Genomic DNA, 19,671 nt, shown 5'->3' with positions numbered 1-19,671 from the left:
TTCCCCGTAGGGTGGAGCGGTGAAGGCAGACCAGTACGTGACGGTGGCCCGGGAGGGCGTGCACGAGGCGGAGATCAACCGCTCGCGGTTCCTGTGCTCGCTCGCGCCCGCCGCGACGGAGCGGGAGGCGCAGGAATTCGTCGCGCGGGTCCGCAAGGAGCACCCCACCGCCTCGCACAACTGCTTCGCCTACGTGATCGGCGCCGACGCCTCCGTGCAGAAGGCCAGTGACGACGGCGAACCGGGCGGCACCGCCGGGGTGCCGATGCTGCAGATGCTGACGCGGCGCGACATCCGGTACGCGGTCGCCGTCGTCACCCGGTACTACGGCGGCGTCAAGCTCGGCGCCGGCGGCTTGATCAGGGCCTACGGAGGGGTCGTCGGCGAGGCCCTCGACGCGCTCGGCACCGTCACCCGTCGGCGCTACCGGCTGGCCACCGTCACCGTCGACCACCAGCGGGCCGGCAAGACCCAGAACGACCTGCGCTCCACCGGCCGGACCGTCGTCGACCTGCGCTACGGCTCCGCCGTCGAGATCGAGGTCGCCCTCCCCGAAGCCGACCTCCCCGCCTTCGAGGCATGGCTGGCGGACAGCACCGCGGGCGGCGCGACCCTCACCCTGGGCGGGGAGACCTACGCGCCCTGACCGCCGGGCACGGACCTGCCGGACCTGCCGGAGCGGCCGTGGCGACCCGCGCGACGGGTTAGCGTAGGGGGCAGAGGGCCAGAGGACGACCACGGGGGACGGGCATGCGCGGCGAGGCCGGCGAGTGAAGTTTCTGCACACCTCCGACTGGCACCTCGGACGGTCCTTCCACCGCGTCAACATGCTCGACGCCCAGGCCGCCTTCATCGACCACCTCGTCGCGACCGTCGAGGAACACGGGGTGGACGCCGTCCTGGTCGCCGGTGACATCTACGACCGGGCCGTGCCCCCGCTGCCCGCCGTCGAGCTGTACGACCGGGCCCTGCACCGGCTCGCCGCGCTCGGCGTGCCCACGGTGATGATCTCCGGGAACCACGACTCCGCCCGCCGGCTGGGGGTCGGCGCCGGATTGATCGAGGGGGCCGGGATATACCTCAGGACCGACCCGGCCGGTTGCGCCGACCCCGTGGTGCTGGCCGACGTACACGGTGACGTGGCGTTGTACGGGCTCCCCTACCTGGAGCCCGCCCTGGTGAAGGAGGCCCTCGGCGCGCCGAAGGTCGGCCACGAGGCGGTCCTGGGCGCGGCCATGGACCGGGTGCGCGCCGACCTCGCCGGCCGGACTCCCGGGACCCGCTCCATCGTCCTCGCCCACGCCTTCGTCACCGGCGGGCAGGCCAGCGACAGCGAGCGCGACATCACGGTCGGCGGGGTCGAGGCCGTCCCCGCCGCCGTCTTCGACGGGGTCGACTACGTGGCCCTCGGCCACCTCCACGGCTGCCAGAAGATCACCGAACGGGTCCGCTACTCGGGTTCCCCGCTGGCCTACTCCTTCTCCGAGACCGACCACCGCAAGACGATGTGGCTGATCGAACTCGGGGCGGCCGGCGAACTCGTCACCGCCGAGCGGATCGACACACCCGTACCGCGCGCCCTCGGCCGGCTCCGCGGCCGGCTGGAGGAACTGCTGGAGGACCCGGCCCTCGACGCCCACGAGGACCGCTGGATCGAGGCCACCCTCACCGACGCCGTCCGCCCCCAGGACCCCATGGCCCGCCTCGCCGCCCGCTTCCCGCACGTCCTCAGCCTCGCCTTCGACCCCGAGGGCCGCGAGGAGGACGGCACCGCCTCCTACGCGCAGCGCCTGAAGGGCCGCACCGACCAGGAGATCGCCGAGGACTTCGTCGCGCACGTCCGCGGTGGCGGCCGCGCCGACGACGCCGAACGCGCGGTGCTGCGGGGCGCCTTCGACGACGTACGCACCCAGGCCGTGGACCAGGAGACCCTCCGATGAGGCTGCACCGGCTCACCGTCACCGCCTTCGGGCCGTTCGCCGAGCCCCAGGAGATCGACTTCGACGCCCTCTCCGGCGCCGGGATCTTCCTGCTCCACGGACCCACCGGCGCCGGGAAGACCTCCGTCCTCGACGCCGTCTGCTTCGCGCTCTACGGCGCGGTGCCCGGCTCCCGCCTCCCCCACCTCACCAGCCTGCGCAGCGACCACGCCGCCCCCGACACCGCGACCGAGGTCACCCTCGAACTCACCGCGGGCGGGCGCCGGCTGGAGATCACCCGGCGGCCCGAGCAGGACCGGCCCAAGAAGCGCGGCAGCGGAACGACGAGGGACCGGGCCCAGAGCCGGCTGCGCGAACGCCTCGACGGCGCCTGGCAGGGGCTCAGCCGCTCCCACCAGGAGATCGGCGAGGAGATCGAGCAACTGCTCGGCATGAGCCGCGAACAGTTCTGCCAGGTGGTGCTGTTGCCGCAGGGCGAGTTCGCCCAGTTCCTGCGCGCCGGCGCCGAAGCGCGCGGCCGGCTCCTGGGGCGGCTCTTCGACACCCGCCGCTTCGCCGCGGTCGAAACCCTGCTCGCCGAGCGGCGCCGAACCGCCGAGGCCAAGGTGCGCGCGGGCGACGAGAAGGTACTCGGCGTCGCCCAGCGCATCGCCCAGGCCGCCGGGGACAGCGCCGACCTGCGGGCCTGGCCGCTGCCCCGGCACCAGCCCGGCGACCCCGGACTCGCCGAGGCCGTCCGCGCCTGGGCGGCGATCGCCCGCTGCGCCGCCCGGGAGCGGCTGACCGTCGCGGAGTACGCGCTGGCCGCCGTGGAGGGCCGGTACGCGGCCGCCCGGCGGGCCGCCGAGGAGGCGCGGGAACTCGACCGGCTGCAACGCCGGCACGCGGAGACCGCCCGCCGGGCCGCCCTGCTCGAAGCCGCCGGGCCCGAACGCGAACGGGTGCGCGCCCTGCTCGACCGGGCCCGCCGCGGCGCCCTCGTCGCCCCCGCCCTGGAGCTGCGCGGAGCGGCCGCCGCCGCGCACCTGACCGCCGCCCACGCGCAGAGCCTCGCCCTCGCCGAACTCCCGTCCGGCTTGGCCGAAGCGGGGGCCGAGCAGCTCGCCGCCTTCGAGCAACGGCTGCGGGAGGAACTCGGCGCCGTCGGCGCGGCCCGACGGGCCGAGCAGCGCAGCGCCGAGATCGGCCGCGAACGGGCCACGCTGGACCGGGAGTCCCGGGACGCCGAGGAACAACGTCAGGAGTCCGCCGAGTGGCTCGCCCACTGGGAGTACACCCGCGCCGAGCTGGCCGGACGCGTCGAAGCCGCCCAGCAGGCCGCCACCCTCGCCGAGCAGCTCGCGGCCCGGCTGGAACCGGCCCGGCTGCACCTGAACGCCGCCCGCCGGCGCGACGCCCTCGCCGCCGACGCCGAGGTCGCGGACGCCGCGCTGCTGCGGCTGCGCGAGGAGTCCGCCGCCGCGCGCGAGAGCTGGCTGGAGCTGAAGGAGACCCGGCTGCGCGGGATCGCCGCCGAACTGGCCGCGGCCCTGGTGGCGGGGGAGCCCTGCGCGGTGTGCGGATCGGCGGAGCACCCGCTCCCCGCGCGCCCGACCGCCGGACACGTCGACCGGGCCGCCGAAGACGCCGCCCACGCCCGCTTCGAGCAGGCCGAGGAGCGGCGGGGCACCGCCGAGCGGAAACTGGCCGCCGTCCGGGAGGCCGAGGCCGAGGCCGCGGCCGCCGCCGGGGACGCCACCACCGCCGAACTCCTGGAGCTCACCTCCGACCTCAGCGCCCGACACGCCGCCGCCCACGCGGAGGCGGCCGGGCTGCACACCGCCCGGGAGCGGCTGGCCCGCGCCGAGCGGGAGTACGCCGCCCGCAGCGCCGACCGGCTCGACGCCGAACGCCGGGCCGCCGCCCGGGCCTCCCGGCGGGAGGCCCTGGACCGGGAGCAGGCCGTGCTGGAGGCCGAGTTGGCTCTCGTACGGGGCGACGCGCCCAGTGTCGCGGCCCGCGCCCGCGTTCTGGAGGACCGGGTCCGGATCGTCACCGCGGCCGCCGCCGCCCTGCGCCGCGCCGACGCCACCGCCGCGCGGCTCAAGGAGGCCGACGACCAACTGGCCGACGCCGCCTTCAAGGCCGGCTTCGACACCACCGGGGCGGCGGCCGACGCCGTACTGCCCGAGTACGAACGCACCGCGCTCCAGCACCGGTTGGACGCCTGGCAGGCCGAGGAGGCCATGCTGGCGGACCGGCGCGCGGAGCGGGAGACCGTCGCGGCGGCCGCCCTGCCGCCCGCCGACCCCGAGGGCGCCGAGGAGTACGCGGCCGTCGCCGCGGCGAAACTGCGGGCGGCGGGCTCGGCCGTCGACGCCGCCCGCGTGCGCTGCGCCGAACTCGACCGGCTCTCACGGCAGGCGGAGCAGGAGCTGCGCGCCTTGGGCCCGTTGCGCGAGGAGTACGACCGGGTGGCGCGGATGGCCGGACTCACCGCGGGCACCTCCGCCGACAACGAGCGCAAGATGCGGCTGGAGTCGTACGTTCTCGCGGCGCGCCTGGAACAGGTCGCGGCCGCGGCCACGGTACGACTGCTGCGCATGTCGGGCGGCCGCTACACGCTGGTCCACTCCGACGCGCGGGCCGGTGGACGGGGCCGTTCCGGCCTGGGACTGCACGTCGTGGACGCCTGGACCGGCAGCGAGCGGGACACCGCCACCCTGTCCGGCGGGGAGACCTTCTTCGCCTCGCTGGCCCTCGCGTTGGGACTGGCCGACGTGGTCACCGACGAGGCGGGCGGCATGCGCCTGGACACCCTCTTCATCGACGAGGGCTTCGGCAGCCTCGACGACCAGGCCCTGGACGAGGTGCTCGACGTACTGGACTCGCTGCGCGAACGCGACCGCAGCGTCGGCATCGTGAGCCACGTCGCCGACCTGCGCAGCCGTGTCCAGGCCCAGTTGGAGATCGTCAAGCAGCGCGGCGGCTCGGTCGTGCGCCACCGTATGGCGGGCGCCGCGGCGAACTGAACCGCCGGCGCCGTCGCACGGGTCCGCTCAAGGACCGAGCGGCCTGCGGGGGAGCGGCGACGAGTAGACGATGCTGGTGGTGACCGGGCCGAGACCGGCGATCCGCCCGGCGATCTCCTCCAGATGCGACATCGAGCGCGCGGCGACCTTGAGGACGAAACAGTCGTCGCCCGTCACGTGGTGCGCCTCCAGGATCTCGGGGGTCGTCTCCAAAAGATCATGGAACGGCTTGTAGTTGCCGTGCGGGTAGCGCAGCCGGATCAGGGCGAGGATCGACTTGCCGAGCTTCGCCGGATCCACGACGGCGGTGTAGCCCGTGATGACGCCCGCTTCCTCCAGCCGCCGCACGCGTTCGGTGACGGCACTGGCGGACATGGACACGGTGCGGGCCAGGTCGGTGAAGCCGGCCCGGCCGTCGTTTTGGAGGGCTTGCAGGATCCGCCAGTCGGTGGCGTCCGGTGAATACTCGGCCATGGTGCAGGTCTAGCGGGGATTTCCCGGCCGAACAAGGGGAAGGCCGAGGAAATCCACTTCCACGGGTGTTCGACGACTCGTAGATTCTCAGCCATGACGACGACACAGGACCACCCCGCCGCCCCCGCGACCGCCGCCCCGGTCTCGGCCAACCCCGTGCTCCGGGTGCCCCCGGCCGCCCCGGCCGCAGCCGCCGCCTACTTCGCGGCGAGCCTGGCCTTCCACGCGGATGTGTCCGATGTCGCCGCCGCCTTCAAGGCCCACCGCGAGCGGGGCGCCGAACTCGGCTTCCAGCTCGTCGACTCCCGCTCCACGCCCGCCTGGGACCAGGCCCACGTGCCCGGAGCGATCCACCTGCCCACCGCCCTCGTCCCCGAGCATGCCGAACGGCTCCTGGACAGGAACGTCCCGGTGGTCACCTACTGCTGGGGCCCCGGCTGCAACGGCGCCGCCCGCTCCGCCCTGGCCCTCGCCGAACGCGGCTTCCAGGTCAAGGAGATGCTCGGCGGGATCGAATACTGGATCCGTGAGGGCTTCGAGGTCGAGACCTGGCAGGGCAGCGAGCGGCGCGCCGAAGCCGACCCGCTGACGGCGCCCACGGGCTCCGACGACTGCGGCTGCTGAAACCGCCGTTCGGCGCGGCGGGCCGCTCGCCCCGGTGGGGAGACGGGCGGCCCGCCGGATCCGTCACAGCTTCGACAGCTCGTCCACCAGGTCGTCCAGGCCCAGCGAGCCCTGGGACAGCGCCGCCATGTGCCACGCCCTCAAGTCGAAGGAGTCGCCGTGCGCGGCGCGCGCGTTGTCCCGACCGAGCAGCCAGGCGCGCTCGCCCAGCTTGTAGCCGATCGCCTGCCCCGGCATCGACAGGTAGCGCGTCACCTCGCTCTCGATGAAGTCCGCCGGCCGGCCGCTGTGCAGGCCGAAGAACTCCTGCGCCGACTCCACCGTCCAACGCTCGCCCGGGTGGAACGGGGAGTCCGCCGGGATCTCCAGGCCCAGGTGCATGCCGATGTCCACGATGACCCGCGCGGCGCGCATCATCTGGCAGTCCAGGTAGCCCAGCCGCTGTTCGGCGTCGCGCAGGTACCCGAGTTCGTCCATCAGGCGCTCCGCGTACAGGGCCCAGCCCTCGACGTTCGCGCTCACCATGCCGACACTGGCCTGGTAGCGGGAGAGCCGGTCCGCCACGTGCGTCCACTGCGCGAGCTGGAGGTGGTGGCCCGGAACGCCCTCGTGGTACCAGGTGGAGACGAGGTCGTACACCGGGAACCGGGTCTGGCCCATGGTCGGCAGCCAGGTGCGCCCGGGGCGGGAGAAGTCCTCGGAGGGGTTGGTGTAGTAGGGAGCCGCGGCGCCGCCCGACGGCGCGATCATGGACTCCACCTTCTTGACCCGCTCGGCGAGTTCGAAGTGGGTTCCGTCGAGGTTCTCGATGGCCTCGTCCATGATGCCCTGGAGCCAGACCCGTACCTCGTCGACGCCCTCGATGTGGGTGCCGTGCTCGTCGAGGTGCTTGAGCGCCTCCCAGGGACCCGCGCCCGGGAGGATCTTCGCGGCCTCCGCCTTCATCTCGGCCAGCAGCCGGTGGTATTCAGCCCAGCCGTAGGCGTACGCCTCGTCCAGGTTCAGGTCGGTGCCGTTGAAGTACCGCGCCCAGCGGGCGTACCGCTCACGGCCCACGGTGTCCGGCCGACCCTCGACGGCGGGGGCGTAGACGTCGCGCATCCAGTCGCGCAGCTCCACGACCGAGGCGGTCGCCCCGGCCGCGGCCTTGTCCAGTTCCGCGCGCAGTGCCTCGGGGCCGGCCGCGGCGAACCCGCCGAAGAAGTCCCGCTCGTCGTCGGCGTCCTGGCCCGCCCAGGTGGTGAGCTGGCCGACGAAGGTGGCGGTGGCGCGGGGGCCGGCGTACAGGCCGCGCTCCAGCCCGACGCGCAGGCTCTCCCGGTAGCCGGCCAAGGACTCGGGAACGGCGCGCAGCCGCCGGGCGATCGCGGCCCAGTCCTCCTCGGTCTCGGCCGGGGTCAGGGTGAAGACCTCGCGGACCGCGTGCGCCGGCGAGTGGATGTTGCTGACCGCGCGCAGATCCTCGTCGGCTTCGTATACGGCGAGTTCCGCCGTCAGCCGCTCGCGCAGCAGCCGGCCGCAGCGCCGCTCGACGTCGGTGTCCGCGCCGGGCAGCCGCTCGGCGGCGTCGAGCCGGGCGAGAGTGGCGCGGGCGAGGTCGGCTACCGCCGCGCGACCGGCGGGGGAGAAGTCGGGGAGTTTGTCGGAGCTGGAGGTGACACCGAGGTAGGTGCCGATGATCGGGTCCATGGCGATCAGGTCGTCGACGTAGGCGTCCGCTACCTGACGGGGAAGCCGGGAGGCGCTGTCACTGTGGAGGGTGTCTGACATGCGGCCATCTTCGTACGGGTGGCCTCCCCGCGTCATCTGCGTTCGCTCTCGGCCTGCTTACCGGGGGGAGGGCGGACCCGGGCCTCCGGGGGGCCGCCCTCCGGGCGTTCAGCCTGCCCTTTCGGGCCGTGTTTCTTTCCGACCGCGGCCGGTCAGTCCCGCCGGCGCCGAACCTCCTGGGCGGGCCGCTCGCGCGGGACTTCGTACGGGACCCGCGAGGCGACCGGCGTCGCGCCCAACCGGGCGGTGATCACCAGTGTGCCTTCCTCGATCTGGTAGTCCAGCGGCAGACCGAGGCCGCGCATGGCGGCCACCATGCCGGTGTTGGAGGCCTGGGTGACGGCGTACACGCTGTCGCAACCCGCCTCGACCGCCATGGCGATGAGGCGGCGCAGCAGCTCGGACCCGATGCCGCGGCGCTGCCAGTCGTCCTCGATGAGCAGCGCCACCTCGGTCTCGTCACCGTCCCACAGCAGGTGGCCGAGGGCGATGAGCTTCCCGGAGGCGGTGGTGACGGCGAGGGTTCGACCGAAGCGGGGGCTCAGCAGGTGCCCGAGGTAGCGGTCGGCGTCGGTCACCGGGCCGTGGTAGCGCAGGCCCAGCGTCCGCTCGGAGCAGCGGTCGTGCATGGCGCGGGCGGCGGCCCGGTCGGAGCCGTCGGCGCGGCGCACGGTGATCTCGTTGCCCTCGGGCAGGGTCAGCACGTCCTGGCTGCGCGGCACGCGCGGGCCCAGCCGGGCGTCGAGTTCGACCAGGGCTCGGGCGCGGGCGAACTCGGTCGGGGTGAAGGGCAGGTAGGGGCGCTCGACGGTGATGGCGCCACCCGACGGATCGCGCAGCCGCATCACCGTGGCCTCCAGAACGCCCTCGACCGGGGCGTCGGCGCCCGCGTTGGGGCGGCCGGAGAGGGTGGTCGCGGGGATCGAGTGGATGGTGCAGCGGCCGAGCAGTTGACGCAGGGCCAGGGGGAGTTCGGCGGCGTCCAGGGCGGTGCGGGTGGCCAGGCCCAGGACCCGGGTGGGGGTGTCGACCAGGTCGTGTGCGTCGGCGCGTTCGATCCAGGTGTCGCGGCCGCCGGCCCCGGCGATGGCCCGGGTCAGGTCGGCGGAGGGCAACTGCAGGGGGGCGCGGAGCAGGAACTCGTCGACGGTGCCGCCCTCGGGCAGCGGGTGGGTCTGGAGGGTCAGGATGTCCGCGCCGTTGCGGGCGAGGGCCGAGCAGAGTGCGGCCAGGCTGCCGGGCTCGTCACGCACCGTCGTGCGCATCCGCCACAGCGCGGCGGTCGTGGACGGGGAGGAGGCGGCGACGGCTGCCCGGCCGCCCGGATCGGGGAGCGCCGTGCCCGGCGGCGGCGCATGGCTGTGCCGGCGCGCCCACCACGTGTGGAACGCCGCCGTGACCAGGAGTGCGACGGCCGAGGCCACCAGCAGTATGGGGCCCCGGGGGCCGTGCGCGACGAGATTGGCGATGCCGTCGGCGACCGCGACGGCGCAGAACAGGGCGGCCAGTTCGACGAGGTCGCGGCGCCAGTGGTGGTGGCGGTGGGCACGCTGGGCGGAGGCGGGGTTACGGTCAGTCATGCACACCACTGTGGCGCAGGGGTGTTGCGTGATCACGAACGATCTGTGACCGACTGGTTAAGTGTCGATCTGGTCGATGTGGTCGATCCGGGGTGTTGGTCCGATTTGGTCCGACCGGGGGCGGCCTACCTGTTTCGAAGCGGTTTCCGAGGGCGGCCCTGGGGGGGGAGGTCTACGCCTGCCCCACGCGCCCCGGCTGGAGCGTGGTGGTGAAGAGTACGCCACCTCCCTCGCGGCGCAAGCGGACGGTCAGCTCGCCGCTGCCGCCGCCGATCGACACCTCTCCGTAGTACGGGGGGTTCTCCGCGGGGGACATGTTGGCGACCGGCGCCGACTGGACGCAGGCCGTGCGCGGGCCGAAGGTGGCGTCGAGCCGGCCCGCCGGGAAACCGCCCGCGCCGATGGGGCCGGAGACGAATTCCCAGAACGGCGCGAAGTCGGTGAAGGCGGCGCGCTCGGGGGCGTAGTGGTTCGCGGCCGTGTAGTGGACCTCGGCGGTGAGCCACAACGTGCCGGTGATGCGCCGGTGCTTGATGTGGCGCAGGAGTTCGGCGATCTGGAGTTCACGGCCGAGCGGTGCGCCGGGGTCGCGGCCCTGGGCGACCGCCTCGAAGTTCGCGACGCCGTCGGGGACGACGATGCCCAGCGGCATGTCGGCGGCGATGACCTTCCAGGTGGCGCGGGAGCGGGACAGCTCGCGCTTGAGCCAGACCAGTTGTTCCGCGCCGAGGATGCCGATCGGGTCCACGGCCTGGGTACCGGGGGAGTTGGCGTCGCGGTACGTCCGCATGTCCAGGACGAACACGTCGAGCAGCGGGCCGTACCGCATCACCCGGTACATCCGGCCCTCGGCGCGGCCACCGCGCAGGTCGGTGACGGGGAAGTACTCCCCGAACGCCTGTCGGGCCCGGGCGGCGAGGGTGTCGGCGTCCCTGACGGTGTAGCGGGGGTCCTCGATCAACCGGGCCCGGGTACCAGTTGTCGCGCACCTCGTGGTCGTCCCACTGCGCGAGCACGGGCTTGGGCGTTGAAGTCGCGGAGGTTGCGATCGAGCAGGTTGTAGCGGAAGTTCCCGCGGAACTCGGCCAGGGTCTCGGCGACCTTGTCCTTCTCCTCGCTGGTGACGTTGTGCCACACGCTGCCGTCGGGGCGGGCGACGGAAGCCTGGAGCGGGCCGTCCGCGTAGATCGTGTCACCGCTGAACAGGAAGAAGTCGGGGTCGTGCAGCCGCATCTCCTCGAAGACGCGGTACCCGCCGAGGTCGGGATTGATGCCCCAGCCCTGACCGGCGAGGTCCCCCGACCACAGGAAGCGCACGTCGTCGCGGCGTGAGACGGGCGTGGTGCGGAAGGTGCCGTGGACCGGCTCCCCGGTGCGGCGCGGGTCGGTGGGATCGGCGAGCAGGACGCGGTAGTGGATCTGCCGTCCGGGCGGCAGGTCGCGCAGGGTGGTGGTGCCGGTGAAGTCGGTCGCGGGTCCGAGGAAGGGGCCGTCGTGGCGGTGCACGCCATAGCGGAACGATTCGCTCGGGGAGGTCTCGACGTACATGCGCGCCGGACGGTCGGAGCGCGTCCAGACGGTGGCGGAGTGAGCGGTGATCTCGCCGGACTGGACGCCCCACTGGGCGCTCGGGCGGCCTGACAGGGCGAGGCCGGAGCCTGGTGGGCGGCGGCGAACGCCGGTGTGGCGAACGCGGGTGCGGCGAACGCGCCGGACAGGGTGACGCCGACCGGGACGGCCGGTGAACTGCCGAGCAGGGACCGTCGGGTGTGCGGCGTGGGTGCCATGGAGTGTCTCCAGGGGCCGGCGGGGGGCGGGCCGGACCAGTGTGCCGTCGCACACCGGCCCGGCCCCGTCGCCCGCGCAAACCGCGGGTGAACACCCGTCAGCCGGCCGTGGTGCTCGCGGAGGAGGCGGACGAGGCGGAGGGGGAGGGCGGGGCGGAGGGGGAGGGTGAGCCGGAGGCGGCGCGCGCCGTGTCGAGGATGACCCGGGCGACGAGGGCCGGGTCGTCGTTCATCGGGACGTGGCCGCAACCCGGCAGCCGGACCAGGCGGGCGCCGGGGATGGTCTGCTTCGCGCGGACGCCCTGGCGGCGCAGGAGCAACCGGTCTCGGTCACCCCAGGCGATGGTGACGGGCAGTCCGGGCAGGCCGGCGGTGAACCGTACGGAGCCGCCCGCAGCCAGGGTCTCGTCGAAGCCGGTGGCGCCGCGCAGGGCCAGCGTCTCGGCGACCACGGCCGCGGGCGAACGGCGCGCAGGGCGGGCGTAGATGGTCCCGGTGAGCGCCACCCGGCCCGGGGCGGTCAGCGAGAGTCGCTCCAGCGCGGGACGGGGCAGTGCGCGGGCCCCGGTGCGCATGGCGCGCAGGGCGGTGAACGCGTAGCGGCGCTCGCTCTCCGACCAGAATCCGGCCGGGGAGAAGGCGGTGACCGAGCACACGAGGCCACCACGGGCCATTTCGAGCGCGAGCAGGCCACCGAGGGAGTTCCCGGCGACGTGCGGACGCTTCACGCCGAGGGCCGAGCAGAGGGCGCCGAGCGCGGGGGCGACCGTGGTCAGGCCGTAGGGGACACCGTGCGGCAGCGGGCCGGAGAGACCGAAGCCGGGCAGATCCACGGCTATGACGTCGTGTTCGGCGGCCAGGATGTCCGTCACGGGGTGCCAGGCCTGGAGGTGGTGGCCGATGCCGTGGAGGAGGAGGAGCGGCTCGCCGGCGCCCTTGCGTTCGTAGGCGACGGTGGCGGTGCGCGGGCCGTGCGGGGAATCGATGGGGAAGGAGACCGTGGCGGTCATGCTGCTCCTCGTCGGATGGACGCGTGTGAGACAGGCTGTCAGTAATGACTACCGCTCAGTAGGTCCCGACGGCAAGGCTCCGGCGGCGGTGTGTGGGTCGATCGGGGCGGACCGCCCTCTCGTGCCCTCTGGTGCGCGCGAACATCCTGTGAACGGCTTGCTACATATGCCCGATCTGCCCGGCAAAGCGGTGAGCATTGGTCTTGACCAAGGTGGGGCGCGGTCCTATCGTCGCAGGGATAGTGCAGGAACCTTTAATAAACAAGGGCGCGGAACTGCGGTGCGGGACTGCGGTGCGGAACTGCCGCCGGAATACGGCGTTGCGGCGATTGCAGGAGGAGTCAGGGTGGGGACCACGCAGCTCGAATCGGTGCCGGAACCGAAGTACTGGCACCTGAAGACCGTGCTCAGCGAGGCGCTGGACCAGGACTTCGCCGTGGGCGAGGTGCTGCCGAACGAGCGCGAGCTCGCCGCCCGCTTCGGCGTCGCCCGTGCCACTCTGCGCCAGGCACTGGAGCAACTGGAGCTGGAAGGCCGACTGCAGCGGCGCCGGGGCGTCGGCACCACCGTCGCCCCGCCCCGGGTGGGGGTGGCCGTGGGCAGTACGGGCCACAGCTGGCCGGGGGAGAGCGCCGACGGCTGGGAGAGCGTGGACGCGGTCGAGGCCGTGGCGCCCGCCGCGGTCCGGACGCTGCTTGCGACCGGGCCGGGTTTCACCGCCGACCAGCCGGTGCAGACGGTACGCCGGACCCGCGTCACACAGGGCCAGGTCGTCGCCGCCGAGCTGCTGTACGTACCCGCCGGGTCGGTGCCCGGGCTCTCCGCCATCGACGTGCCCACCGGCCCCGCCCGGGCCCGGGCCGTCCTGCGGGAGCTCCAGCGGCTCACGCTCGACGGGCAGGACCGTTCCGTGGAACTCGGCTCCGCCCGCGCGGACGACGCCAAGGAGCTCGACCGGCTGCCCGGCGCGCCCGTGCTGCTGGTCACCACCCGCTACTTCACCGCCGAGGGAACGGCCGCCGTTTCGGTGGCCACCTACCGCGCGGACACCTGCCGCCTGACCTTCGGCGACTCCGGGGTCGAGATCACGGAGACCGCCCGCGCCGCTTCCTGAGGGAGTGCCGCGACGGCCCCCTTGTGCGGGGGCGCGTGGGGTGCCTCCGCCTTGCGGCACGCGGCGCCCGCGGCGTGGTGGTGTGTACGGCAGCGCCCGCGCATCGGCGCGGTGGCGCGTGGGCACGCATCGCGCGGGTAACCGGTCGCCCCACACGCGATGGCCGCGTTGTGGCGGGCAGGTCCACCGGGACGGGGCCCCTTTACGGGCGCGGTCGGAGAGCGTGGCAACGCGACGAGAAGGCGTTTGAGCGGGCCGGAGACACCATCGCGCCCTCGTACGGTCTGATGCGGTGCGCCGCCTCGCCTCGCCTTGCCTCGCCTCGCCTCGCCTTGCCTCGCCCCGCTGCGCTGTGCGCGGGAGGTGACCCCATGTCACGGGGTACGGGGCTCCGGCCCACAAGCCGGAGGCCCGGGCGAGGGAGCCAAGCAGCCCCGCCCGAACGTCGCCTGCCGCAGTCCACACCGGCCGCCTCGAACGGGCCGTCCGCGCTGCGCTCGAAGCGACGCGTCGACGGTTGCCGACTCGCGCGCGCCGATGTCGCCGGCGTGCCGCACGGTGACGCGGACGCCGCGCGCAATGACGCTCGCCGGGCACGCGCCAGGGCGCGCTGGAGGGGCCCTGGTGCCTTCCTCGCGGGGACGGCCGCCTCGGTCGTGAGCCCGGCCGGGCAGCGGTGGCGCACCGATGGCGCCGCGGCGGCTTTCTTTTCGCTACGACCCCCTCGGCGGCCGTGGCCCTTCGACGAGCGTCGGCATGCCCCCCGACGGCTTACGGCCACAACGGGTCAGTCGTCACCTCCCGGAGCGCGCCGACCGGAGCCGGCGAGGCCGTGTCGGCACCGGGGGCATGCGCGCGGGCCCGGTGGGAGCGGCCGAAGGCCACCACGACGGGCCCGAGGACCCGGCGCGGAGCCGGGGCCGGGAGGATCGGCGAACAGTTCCGCCCGCCCTCAGCGCCGGCGGGCCGTCACCGTCTTCTCCACCGCGAACAGCTCTTCCTCCACGTGGTCCAGCGCCAGCCGCAGCGCTCCCGTGGCCACTGCCGCCTCACCGAGCAGCGACAGCTCCACCTTCGGCGGGCGCAGGCAGTAGCGCCGCAGTTCGCGGCGCAGCGGTTCGAGCACCCCGTCCAGGCCGGCGGCCCAGCCGCCGACCACGACCAACTCCGGGTCCATCGCCAGGACCAGCGCCGCCACGTCGTGGACCAGCCGTTGCAGGAACCGCTCCACCGCCGCCACGGCCCGCGCGTCGCCGCGCCGGGCCATCGCGAAGACCTCCGCGACCGCCGGCTCGTCCAGCGGGTGCAGCGGCTCGCCGGTGGTCGACAGCAGCCGCTCCGGGGTGGCCTCGCGCCCCAGCAGGTGGAGTGCGCCGATTTCACCCGCCGCCCCGCCGAAGCCACGGTGCAGGCGGCCGCCGATGAGGGAGCCGGCCCCGGGACTGAGGCCCGCCATCACGAAGACCATGTCGTCGGTGTCGCGTGCGGCCCCCTTCCAGTGCTCGGCGACGGCTGCCGCGTTCGCGTCGTTCTCCACCTGCACCGGGCAGCGGAACGAACGCCGCAGCCGGTCGCCGAGTGGCAACCCGGTCCAGCCCGGCAGCGCCGTGCCGAGGCGGACCGTGCCGTCCGCCTCCACGATGCCCGGGCTGCCGACGCCCACCGCTCGCAGCGAGTCCCGCGGTATCCCCGCACGCCGCAGCAGATCGGCCACCGCCGCGCGCACCCGTTCCAGGCGCTCGTCGGCCGAAGCGGTCTCGGCGACGTCCTTGGTGCCGGCGCCGATCACCCGACCGTCCAGCCCGGACAGCAGGACGGCGATCCGGTGGGAGCCGATCTCGATGCCCAGCAGGTGGCCCGCCTCGGCCCGGAAGCGAAAGCGTCTGGCCGGTCGGCCCTGCCGTCGCGCACCTTCCTCGGCGTCGGCCTCCACGACCAGCCCGGCCCCGATCAGCCCTTCGACGACTCCCTCCACCGTCGGCCGCGACAGACCGGTCACCCGGGTGAGGTCGGTGAGGGTCGGCGATCCGGCCGCCCGCAGGGCGCGCAGCACCACGGCCGAATTGATGCGCCGGAGCAGAGAGGGGTCCCCGCCGGTCAGCTGCCCCAACGTGTGTCCTCCCAGCTAGCGGCCCTGTCAGCCGGATCGTACTGCGCAGCCGGTGCGGCGGCGAGAAGCGGCCCCCCATCGGCGGATCCGCCCGGTCCTCTCAGGCCGGCGAGACGAATCCGGACTCGTACGCCGCGATGACCGCCTGCGTCCGGTCCCGCGCACCCAGCTTCGCCAGGATCGCGCTCACATGGGACTTGACGGTCTCCGTACCGACGATCAGCTCGGCGGCGATCTCCACATTGGTCAGCCCCCGCGCCATCAGCCGGAGCACCGCCTCCTCGCGTTCGGTGAGCGCGGCCCGCTCCAGCACGGCCCGTGCCTTCCGATTGCCGTACTCCGCCGCCAGCGCCCGCACCGCGGACGGGAAGAGGAGCGTCTCCCCCTCCGCCACGAGCCGGACGGCATGCACGATCTCCGACGGCCGGGCTCGCTTCAACAAGAACCCGTCGGCACCGGCACGCAGCGCCTGGTAGACGTACTCGTCGTTCTCGAAGGTGGTGACCACGAGGATCTTCGGCGGTGTGTCCACGGAGCGAAGTACCGCGCGCGTCGCCTCGATCCCGTCGAGCAGTGGCATCCGCACGTCCATCGCCACCACGTCCGGTCGCAGCTGCCGTACCAGGGGGACCACGGACGCCCCGTCCGCGGCCTCGCCGACGACTTCGATGTCGGGCTGGGCTTCGAGCACGGCACGCAAGCCCGCGCGCACCAGGGGTTCGTCATCGACGAGCAGTACGGTAACCGGCATCCGATCAGGGTATTCGCTCCAGCGGCAACCGGGCGCGCACCCTCCAACGGCCCTCGTGCGGGCCGGTCTCGGCCTCCCCGCCGAGCAGCGCCGCCCGTTCCCTCATCCCGCGCAGGCCGCCGCCGCCCCCGGTGATGACGCTGGGCCCGTCCGGCAGCGGGTTCGTCACCTCCAAGTCGAGTCGGCCCGGGCCCATTTCGACCCGCACCCGGACCGGCACGGGCCCGCAGTGCCGCAGGACGTTGGTCAGTGCCTCCTGAAGAATCCGGTACCCCTCCCGGGTGACCGGACCCGGCAACGTTTCCAGTGAGCCCTTCAGTTGCGCGTCGACCTCGGCCCCCGAGGCCCGCGCCGACTCCAGCAGCCGGTCCGCCTCGGCCAGGGTCGGACGCCTGGACGGTGGCTGCGCCGACTCCCGCAGGACCAGGAGGACCCGCTCCAGATCCTCCAGCGCCGCCCGGCCCGTCTCCTCGATCGCACAGAGCGCCCGCTCGGTGAAGGCCGGATCACCGGCGGCTCGCGCCGCGCCCGCCTGCACGACGGCCACGGTCAGTGCGTGCCCGATCGAGTCGTGCAACTCCCGCGCCATACGGGTCCGCTCCAGCAATTGCTCCGTCCGTGCCTCCAATGCGGACACCCGGTCGGCAGCGGACGGTCCCAGCAGCCGGCGGGCGATCGCGGTGATCATCTCGCCGAGCAGCACCACGAGGAAGATCAGCGCGGCCAGGGGAACCGGTGCCAGCAGGGCGGCCGCCCAACGCGGCGGGACGGGGAACGGCGGAATGATGTCCGCCGCCATCGGATGTCCGACCGCGATCGCGGTGAGCTGCAAGCCGAGTACCGGCAGGAAGACGCTCGCGAACATGGCGGCGCCCGAGACGACCAGCCGTATCTCCAGCCACAGAAGGGTCCGCCACCGGTCACCCCAACGCTCCGACGCGGCGGCGGCGATGGCGGCCTCGACCGAGTCGCCCTCGTCGGGCGTGAGCAGGAACCGGGCCTGTAGGCCCTCGGCCAGCCGAACCCACGGCACGAAGCCGAACGGGACGACGATCAGCAACGGCACCCACGGCATGTGTGGTGCGATGAACATCCAGAGCGCAAGCAGCAGCAACGGCACACAGAGATGCAGCCAGCGGGAGTACGTCACCGCCTGGAGCGGTGCGCGGAGCAGTCGGTACATGGCTTCATCGTGGCAGTGCCCGGGTGTCCGGCGTCTCCCCCACGTGGGGGAGACGACACCCTCGCGTGGGGGAGGAGGGGGGCGGGGGCCGGCGGCGAGTCTTGAGTCATGAACCGCATCGAGATCCGCGAACTGACCAAGGACTACGGCCACACACGGGTCGTGGACCACCTCACCTTCGATGTCCTGCCCGGGCGGGTGACCGGCTTCCTGGGGCCCAACGGCGCGGGCAAGTCGACGACGATGCGCCTGATCCTCGGGCTTGACCGGCCGACATCGGGCGCCGCCACCATCGGTGGCAGCTCCTTCACCGATCTGCGACGGCCCCTGCACCATGTGGGCGCGCTGCTCGACCCGCAGGCTGCCCATGGCGGTCGCACCGCCCGGGACCACCTGCTCGCCCTTGCCGTCAGCAACGGGATTCCCGCGCAGCGTGTCGACGGGGTGCTGGAGCAGTGCGGCATCGCCTCGGTGTCCCGCCGCCGGGTGAAGACGTATTCACTCGGCATGCGCCAGCGACTGGGCATAGCCGCGGCGCTGCTCGGGGACCCGGCGGTGCTGCTCCTGGACGAGCCGACCAACGGCCTGGACCCGAAGGGCATCATCTGGATCCGGGAACTGATGCGCGGCGTCGCCGCCGAAGGACGAACGGTCCTCGTCTCCAGCCACCTGATGGCGGAGACCGCTTCGTTCGCCGACCACCTCATCGTGCTCGGGCAGGGCAGATTGCTCGCCGACAGCCCGATGAAGGAGTTCATCGACTCCCGGAGCACTCCCCGGACGCGCCTGCGGACCTCCGAGCCCGACCGGCTGCGGGAGACGCTCGCCGGTGAGGGATTCGCACTCCTCGCCGCGGAGGACGGGTCCTGGGCGGTCGAGGGCATACGGGCCGGCCGCATCGGAGCGCTCGCGGCCCGCCACGGTGTGCCGCTGTCGGAGCTGTCCGACGAGCGGGCCTCGCTGGAACAGGCATACCTCGAACTCACCGCCGGTCGAGCCGAATTCTCTGCTACGGCCGCCTGACCCCCCGGATCCCGACATCCCCGACCCCCGAACGGAGCTATCGCCATGAAGGCCGCCGGCCTGCCCACCGTCCCCGTCCTGCATTCGGAGTGGATCAAGATACGATCCGTCCGCGCGACTCTCGGGTCGCTCATAGCCGTGCTGCTCGCGACCACCGGCATCACCCTTCTCATCGCCGCCGCGCTCGGTGCGGGGCAGGCGGAGGCGATGGGCGACGACCGGCTCGCCGCGGCCTTCTACGGCGTCAACTTCGGCCAGATAGCCGCCGTCGCCTTCGGTGCCACCGTCTTCGCCGGAGAGTTCCGGGACGGTGCCCTGCGGGTCTCCCTGACCGCCGTGCCCAACCGGAGCCGGCTGTACCTTTCCAAGGCCGCGATGGTGGCCGTCCTGGCCTTCCTGACCGGGGAGATCACCGGAGTGGTCACCTTCGTCACCGGACAGGCTTTCATGGGGGAGCGCGCCCTGGTCCTGGGTGACCCGGGAACGGTGCGGGCGGTGTTCGGCAGCGGTGTCTACCTGATGCTGATCGCCCTGCTGGCCGCCGGTCTGACGGCGTTGGCGCGCAGCGGCACCCTCGTGATGAGCCTGCTCATACCCTTCCTGCTGATCCTGCCGTTCGTCATTGGGCAGGTGGCGGGTGGGGCGGGGCAGTTCATGCCCGATCGGGCGGGTCAACTGGTCATGCGTATGACGGCGGAGGGGGCGCTGGGCCCGTGGAGCGGACTAGGGGTCGCCGCGCTGTGGTCGCTCGCGGCCTTGGGAGGGGGGTGGCTGGCGGTGCGACGCAGGGCGGCGTGACATCGGGCGGCGTGACGTCCGGCCAGTTGTCAGTGGTCGCCGGGATACTGACGCCATGACCACGGCAGAGCATCTCGACACGATCGACCGGCTCCGGGCGCAGGTGTTTCCTTCCGAGCCGGTCTGGTCCGGCCGGCACCGCAGTGGGCCGGGATACCACTTGGTCCAGCTCGTGGAGACCCGGGACTTCTGGGAGGACGACGGCTCGGGGCGGATCGAGGCGGTCGACCAGATCAGCGCCGAGTACGGGGCGCTGGAGCAGGCGCTCGCCGATCGATGGGGCGAGCCCCAGGTCTTCAGCCTCGAGGGCACGATGCACCGGGGGCTCGACGGGGAGGAGATACCGGAGCCATGGGAGGAACTCAGCAACAGCAGCGACCACGTACACCTGTGGCGGGCCGAGGACCGGTGGCTCGTGGCCTGCGTGGCCCACTCGGAGGCGGAGGGCCCGTACCGGCTCATGGCAGGCGTCACGGTGATCGACCCGCCGTAGGTC

General features: G+C 73.4%; 15 protein-coding genes and 1 pseudogene. 8 read left to right on the top strand and 8 right to left on the bottom strand.

What is annotated here, in order from left to right; translation table 11 throughout:
• Window positions 1-19: 19 nt before the first annotated feature.
• From ACFVXJ_RS04475 to ACFVXJ_RS04465, 3 genes are all read left to right on the top strand, one after another.
• Window positions 20-646 (top strand): YigZ family protein, encoded by a 627-nt coding sequence (locus ACFVXJ_RS04475; RefSeq protein WP_389658384.1) that lies wholly within the window; start codon window positions 20-22, stop codon window positions 644-646.
• Window positions 647-770: 124 nt separating this feature from the next.
• The gene (locus tag ACFVXJ_RS04470; RefSeq protein WP_389658381.1) at window positions 771-1,940 is read left to right on the top strand and encodes an exonuclease SbcCD subunit D; all 1,170 of its coding nucleotides are present in this window, start codon (window positions 771-773) and stop codon (window positions 1,938-1,940) included.
• A complete protein-coding gene (locus ACFVXJ_RS04465) occupies window positions 1,937-4,951 on the top strand; it encodes an AAA family ATPase (protein ID WP_389658378.1) in 3,015 nt (1,004 codons plus the stop codon). The genes ACFVXJ_RS04470 and ACFVXJ_RS04465 overlap by 4 nt, the downstream gene beginning before the upstream one ends.
• Window positions 4,952-4,978: 27 nt before the next feature.
• On the opposite strand, the gene ACFVXJ_RS04460 is transcribed toward ACFVXJ_RS04465, so the two are convergent.
• The gene (locus ACFVXJ_RS04460) at window positions 4,979-5,425 is read right to left on the bottom strand and encodes an Lrp/AsnC family transcriptional regulator (protein WP_389658375.1); all 447 of its coding nucleotides are present in this window, start codon (window positions 5,423-5,425) and stop codon (window positions 4,979-4,981) included.
• Between the two features lie 93 nt (window positions 5,426-5,518).
• Between ACFVXJ_RS04460 and ACFVXJ_RS04455 the strand changes: the two genes are divergently transcribed.
• Window positions 5,519-6,049 (top strand): rhodanese-like domain-containing protein, encoded by a 531-nt coding sequence (locus ACFVXJ_RS04455; RefSeq protein WP_389658371.1) that lies wholly within the window; start codon window positions 5,519-5,521, stop codon window positions 6,047-6,049.
• 63 nt (window positions 6,050-6,112) lie between these two features.
• On the opposite strand, the gene ACFVXJ_RS04450 is transcribed toward ACFVXJ_RS04455, so the two are convergent.
• From ACFVXJ_RS04450 to ACFVXJ_RS04435, 4 genes and pseudogenes are all read right to left on the bottom strand, one after another.
• On the bottom strand, window positions 6,113-7,819 hold the full coding sequence (locus tag ACFVXJ_RS04450; RefSeq protein WP_389658368.1) for a DUF885 domain-containing protein: 1,707 nt from the start codon (window positions 7,817-7,819) through the stop codon (window positions 6,113-6,115).
• A 152-nt stretch (window positions 7,820-7,971) separates the two neighbouring features.
• Window positions 7,972-9,399, bottom strand: coding sequence for a GNAT family N-acetyltransferase (locus ACFVXJ_RS04445; RefSeq protein WP_389658365.1), 1,428 nt, complete (start codon window positions 9,397-9,399; stop codon window positions 7,972-7,974).
• Window positions 9,400-9,571: 172 nt separating this feature from the next.
• Window positions 9,572-11,186, bottom strand: a pseudogene (locus ACFVXJ_RS04440) (alkaline phosphatase D family protein).
• Between the two features lie 98 nt (window positions 11,187-11,284).
• Entirely contained in the window at window positions 11,285-12,196 is a 912-nt protein-coding gene (locus ACFVXJ_RS04435; RefSeq protein WP_389658362.1) for an alpha/beta fold hydrolase, read from the bottom strand.
• A gap of 346 nt (window positions 12,197-12,542) precedes the next feature.
• Between ACFVXJ_RS04435 and ACFVXJ_RS04430 the strand changes: the two genes are divergently transcribed.
• Window positions 12,543-13,310 carry a GntR family transcriptional regulator gene (locus ACFVXJ_RS04430; protein WP_389658359.1) on the top strand — a complete coding sequence of 256 codons (768 nt, stop codon included), beginning with the start codon at window positions 12,543-12,545 and terminating at the stop codon, window positions 13,308-13,310.
• 952 nt (window positions 13,311-14,262) lie between these two features.
• Here ACFVXJ_RS04430 and ACFVXJ_RS04425 read toward each other — a convergent pair.
• The 3 genes from ACFVXJ_RS04425 to ACFVXJ_RS04415 form a co-directional block, all read right to left on the bottom strand.
• Window positions 14,263-15,420 carry an ROK family transcriptional regulator gene (locus ACFVXJ_RS04425; protein WP_389658356.1) on the bottom strand — a complete coding sequence of 386 codons (1,158 nt, stop codon included), beginning with the start codon at window positions 15,418-15,420 and terminating at the stop codon, window positions 14,263-14,265.
• Between the two features lie 100 nt (window positions 15,421-15,520).
• Window positions 15,521-16,171, bottom strand: coding sequence for a response regulator (locus ACFVXJ_RS04420; RefSeq protein WP_389658353.1), 651 nt, complete (start codon window positions 16,169-16,171; stop codon window positions 15,521-15,523).
• A gap of 4 nt (window positions 16,172-16,175) precedes the next feature.
• The gene (locus ACFVXJ_RS04415; RefSeq protein WP_389658350.1) at window positions 16,176-17,354 is read right to left on the bottom strand and encodes a sensor histidine kinase; all 1,179 of its coding nucleotides are present in this window, start codon (window positions 17,352-17,354) and stop codon (window positions 16,176-16,178) included.
• A gap of 108 nt (window positions 17,355-17,462) precedes the next feature.
• Here ACFVXJ_RS04415 and ACFVXJ_RS04410 point away from each other — a divergent pair, with 108 nt between their 5' ends.
• Genes ACFVXJ_RS04410 through ACFVXJ_RS04400 form a run of 3 tightly spaced genes read left to right on the top strand, consistent with a single transcriptional unit; the run spans window position 17,463 to window position 19,668 of the window.
• Window positions 17,463-18,377 (top strand): ATP-binding cassette domain-containing protein, encoded by a 915-nt coding sequence (locus ACFVXJ_RS04410; RefSeq protein WP_389658347.1) that lies wholly within the window; start codon window positions 17,463-17,465, stop codon window positions 18,375-18,377.
• Between the two features lie 45 nt (window positions 18,378-18,422).
• Window positions 18,423-19,175, top strand: a complete 753-nt coding sequence (locus ACFVXJ_RS04405) for an ABC transporter permease (protein ID WP_389658344.1) — start codon at window positions 18,423-18,425, stop codon at window positions 19,173-19,175.
• Between the two features lie 55 nt (window positions 19,176-19,230).
• Entirely contained in the window at window positions 19,231-19,668 is a 438-nt protein-coding gene (locus ACFVXJ_RS04400) for a hypothetical protein (RefSeq protein ID WP_389658341.1), read from the top strand.
• Window positions 19,669-19,671 lie beyond the last annotated feature (3 nt).

Origin of the sequence: Streptomyces sp. NPDC058279, from assembly GCF_042881255.1 — a bacterium.
Classification (GTDB): Bacteria; Actinomycetota; Actinomycetes; order Streptomycetales; family Streptomycetaceae; genus Streptomyces.
Note: the sequence above shows the minus strand (reverse complement) of the source record. Positions and strands in the feature narration are given on the sequence as shown.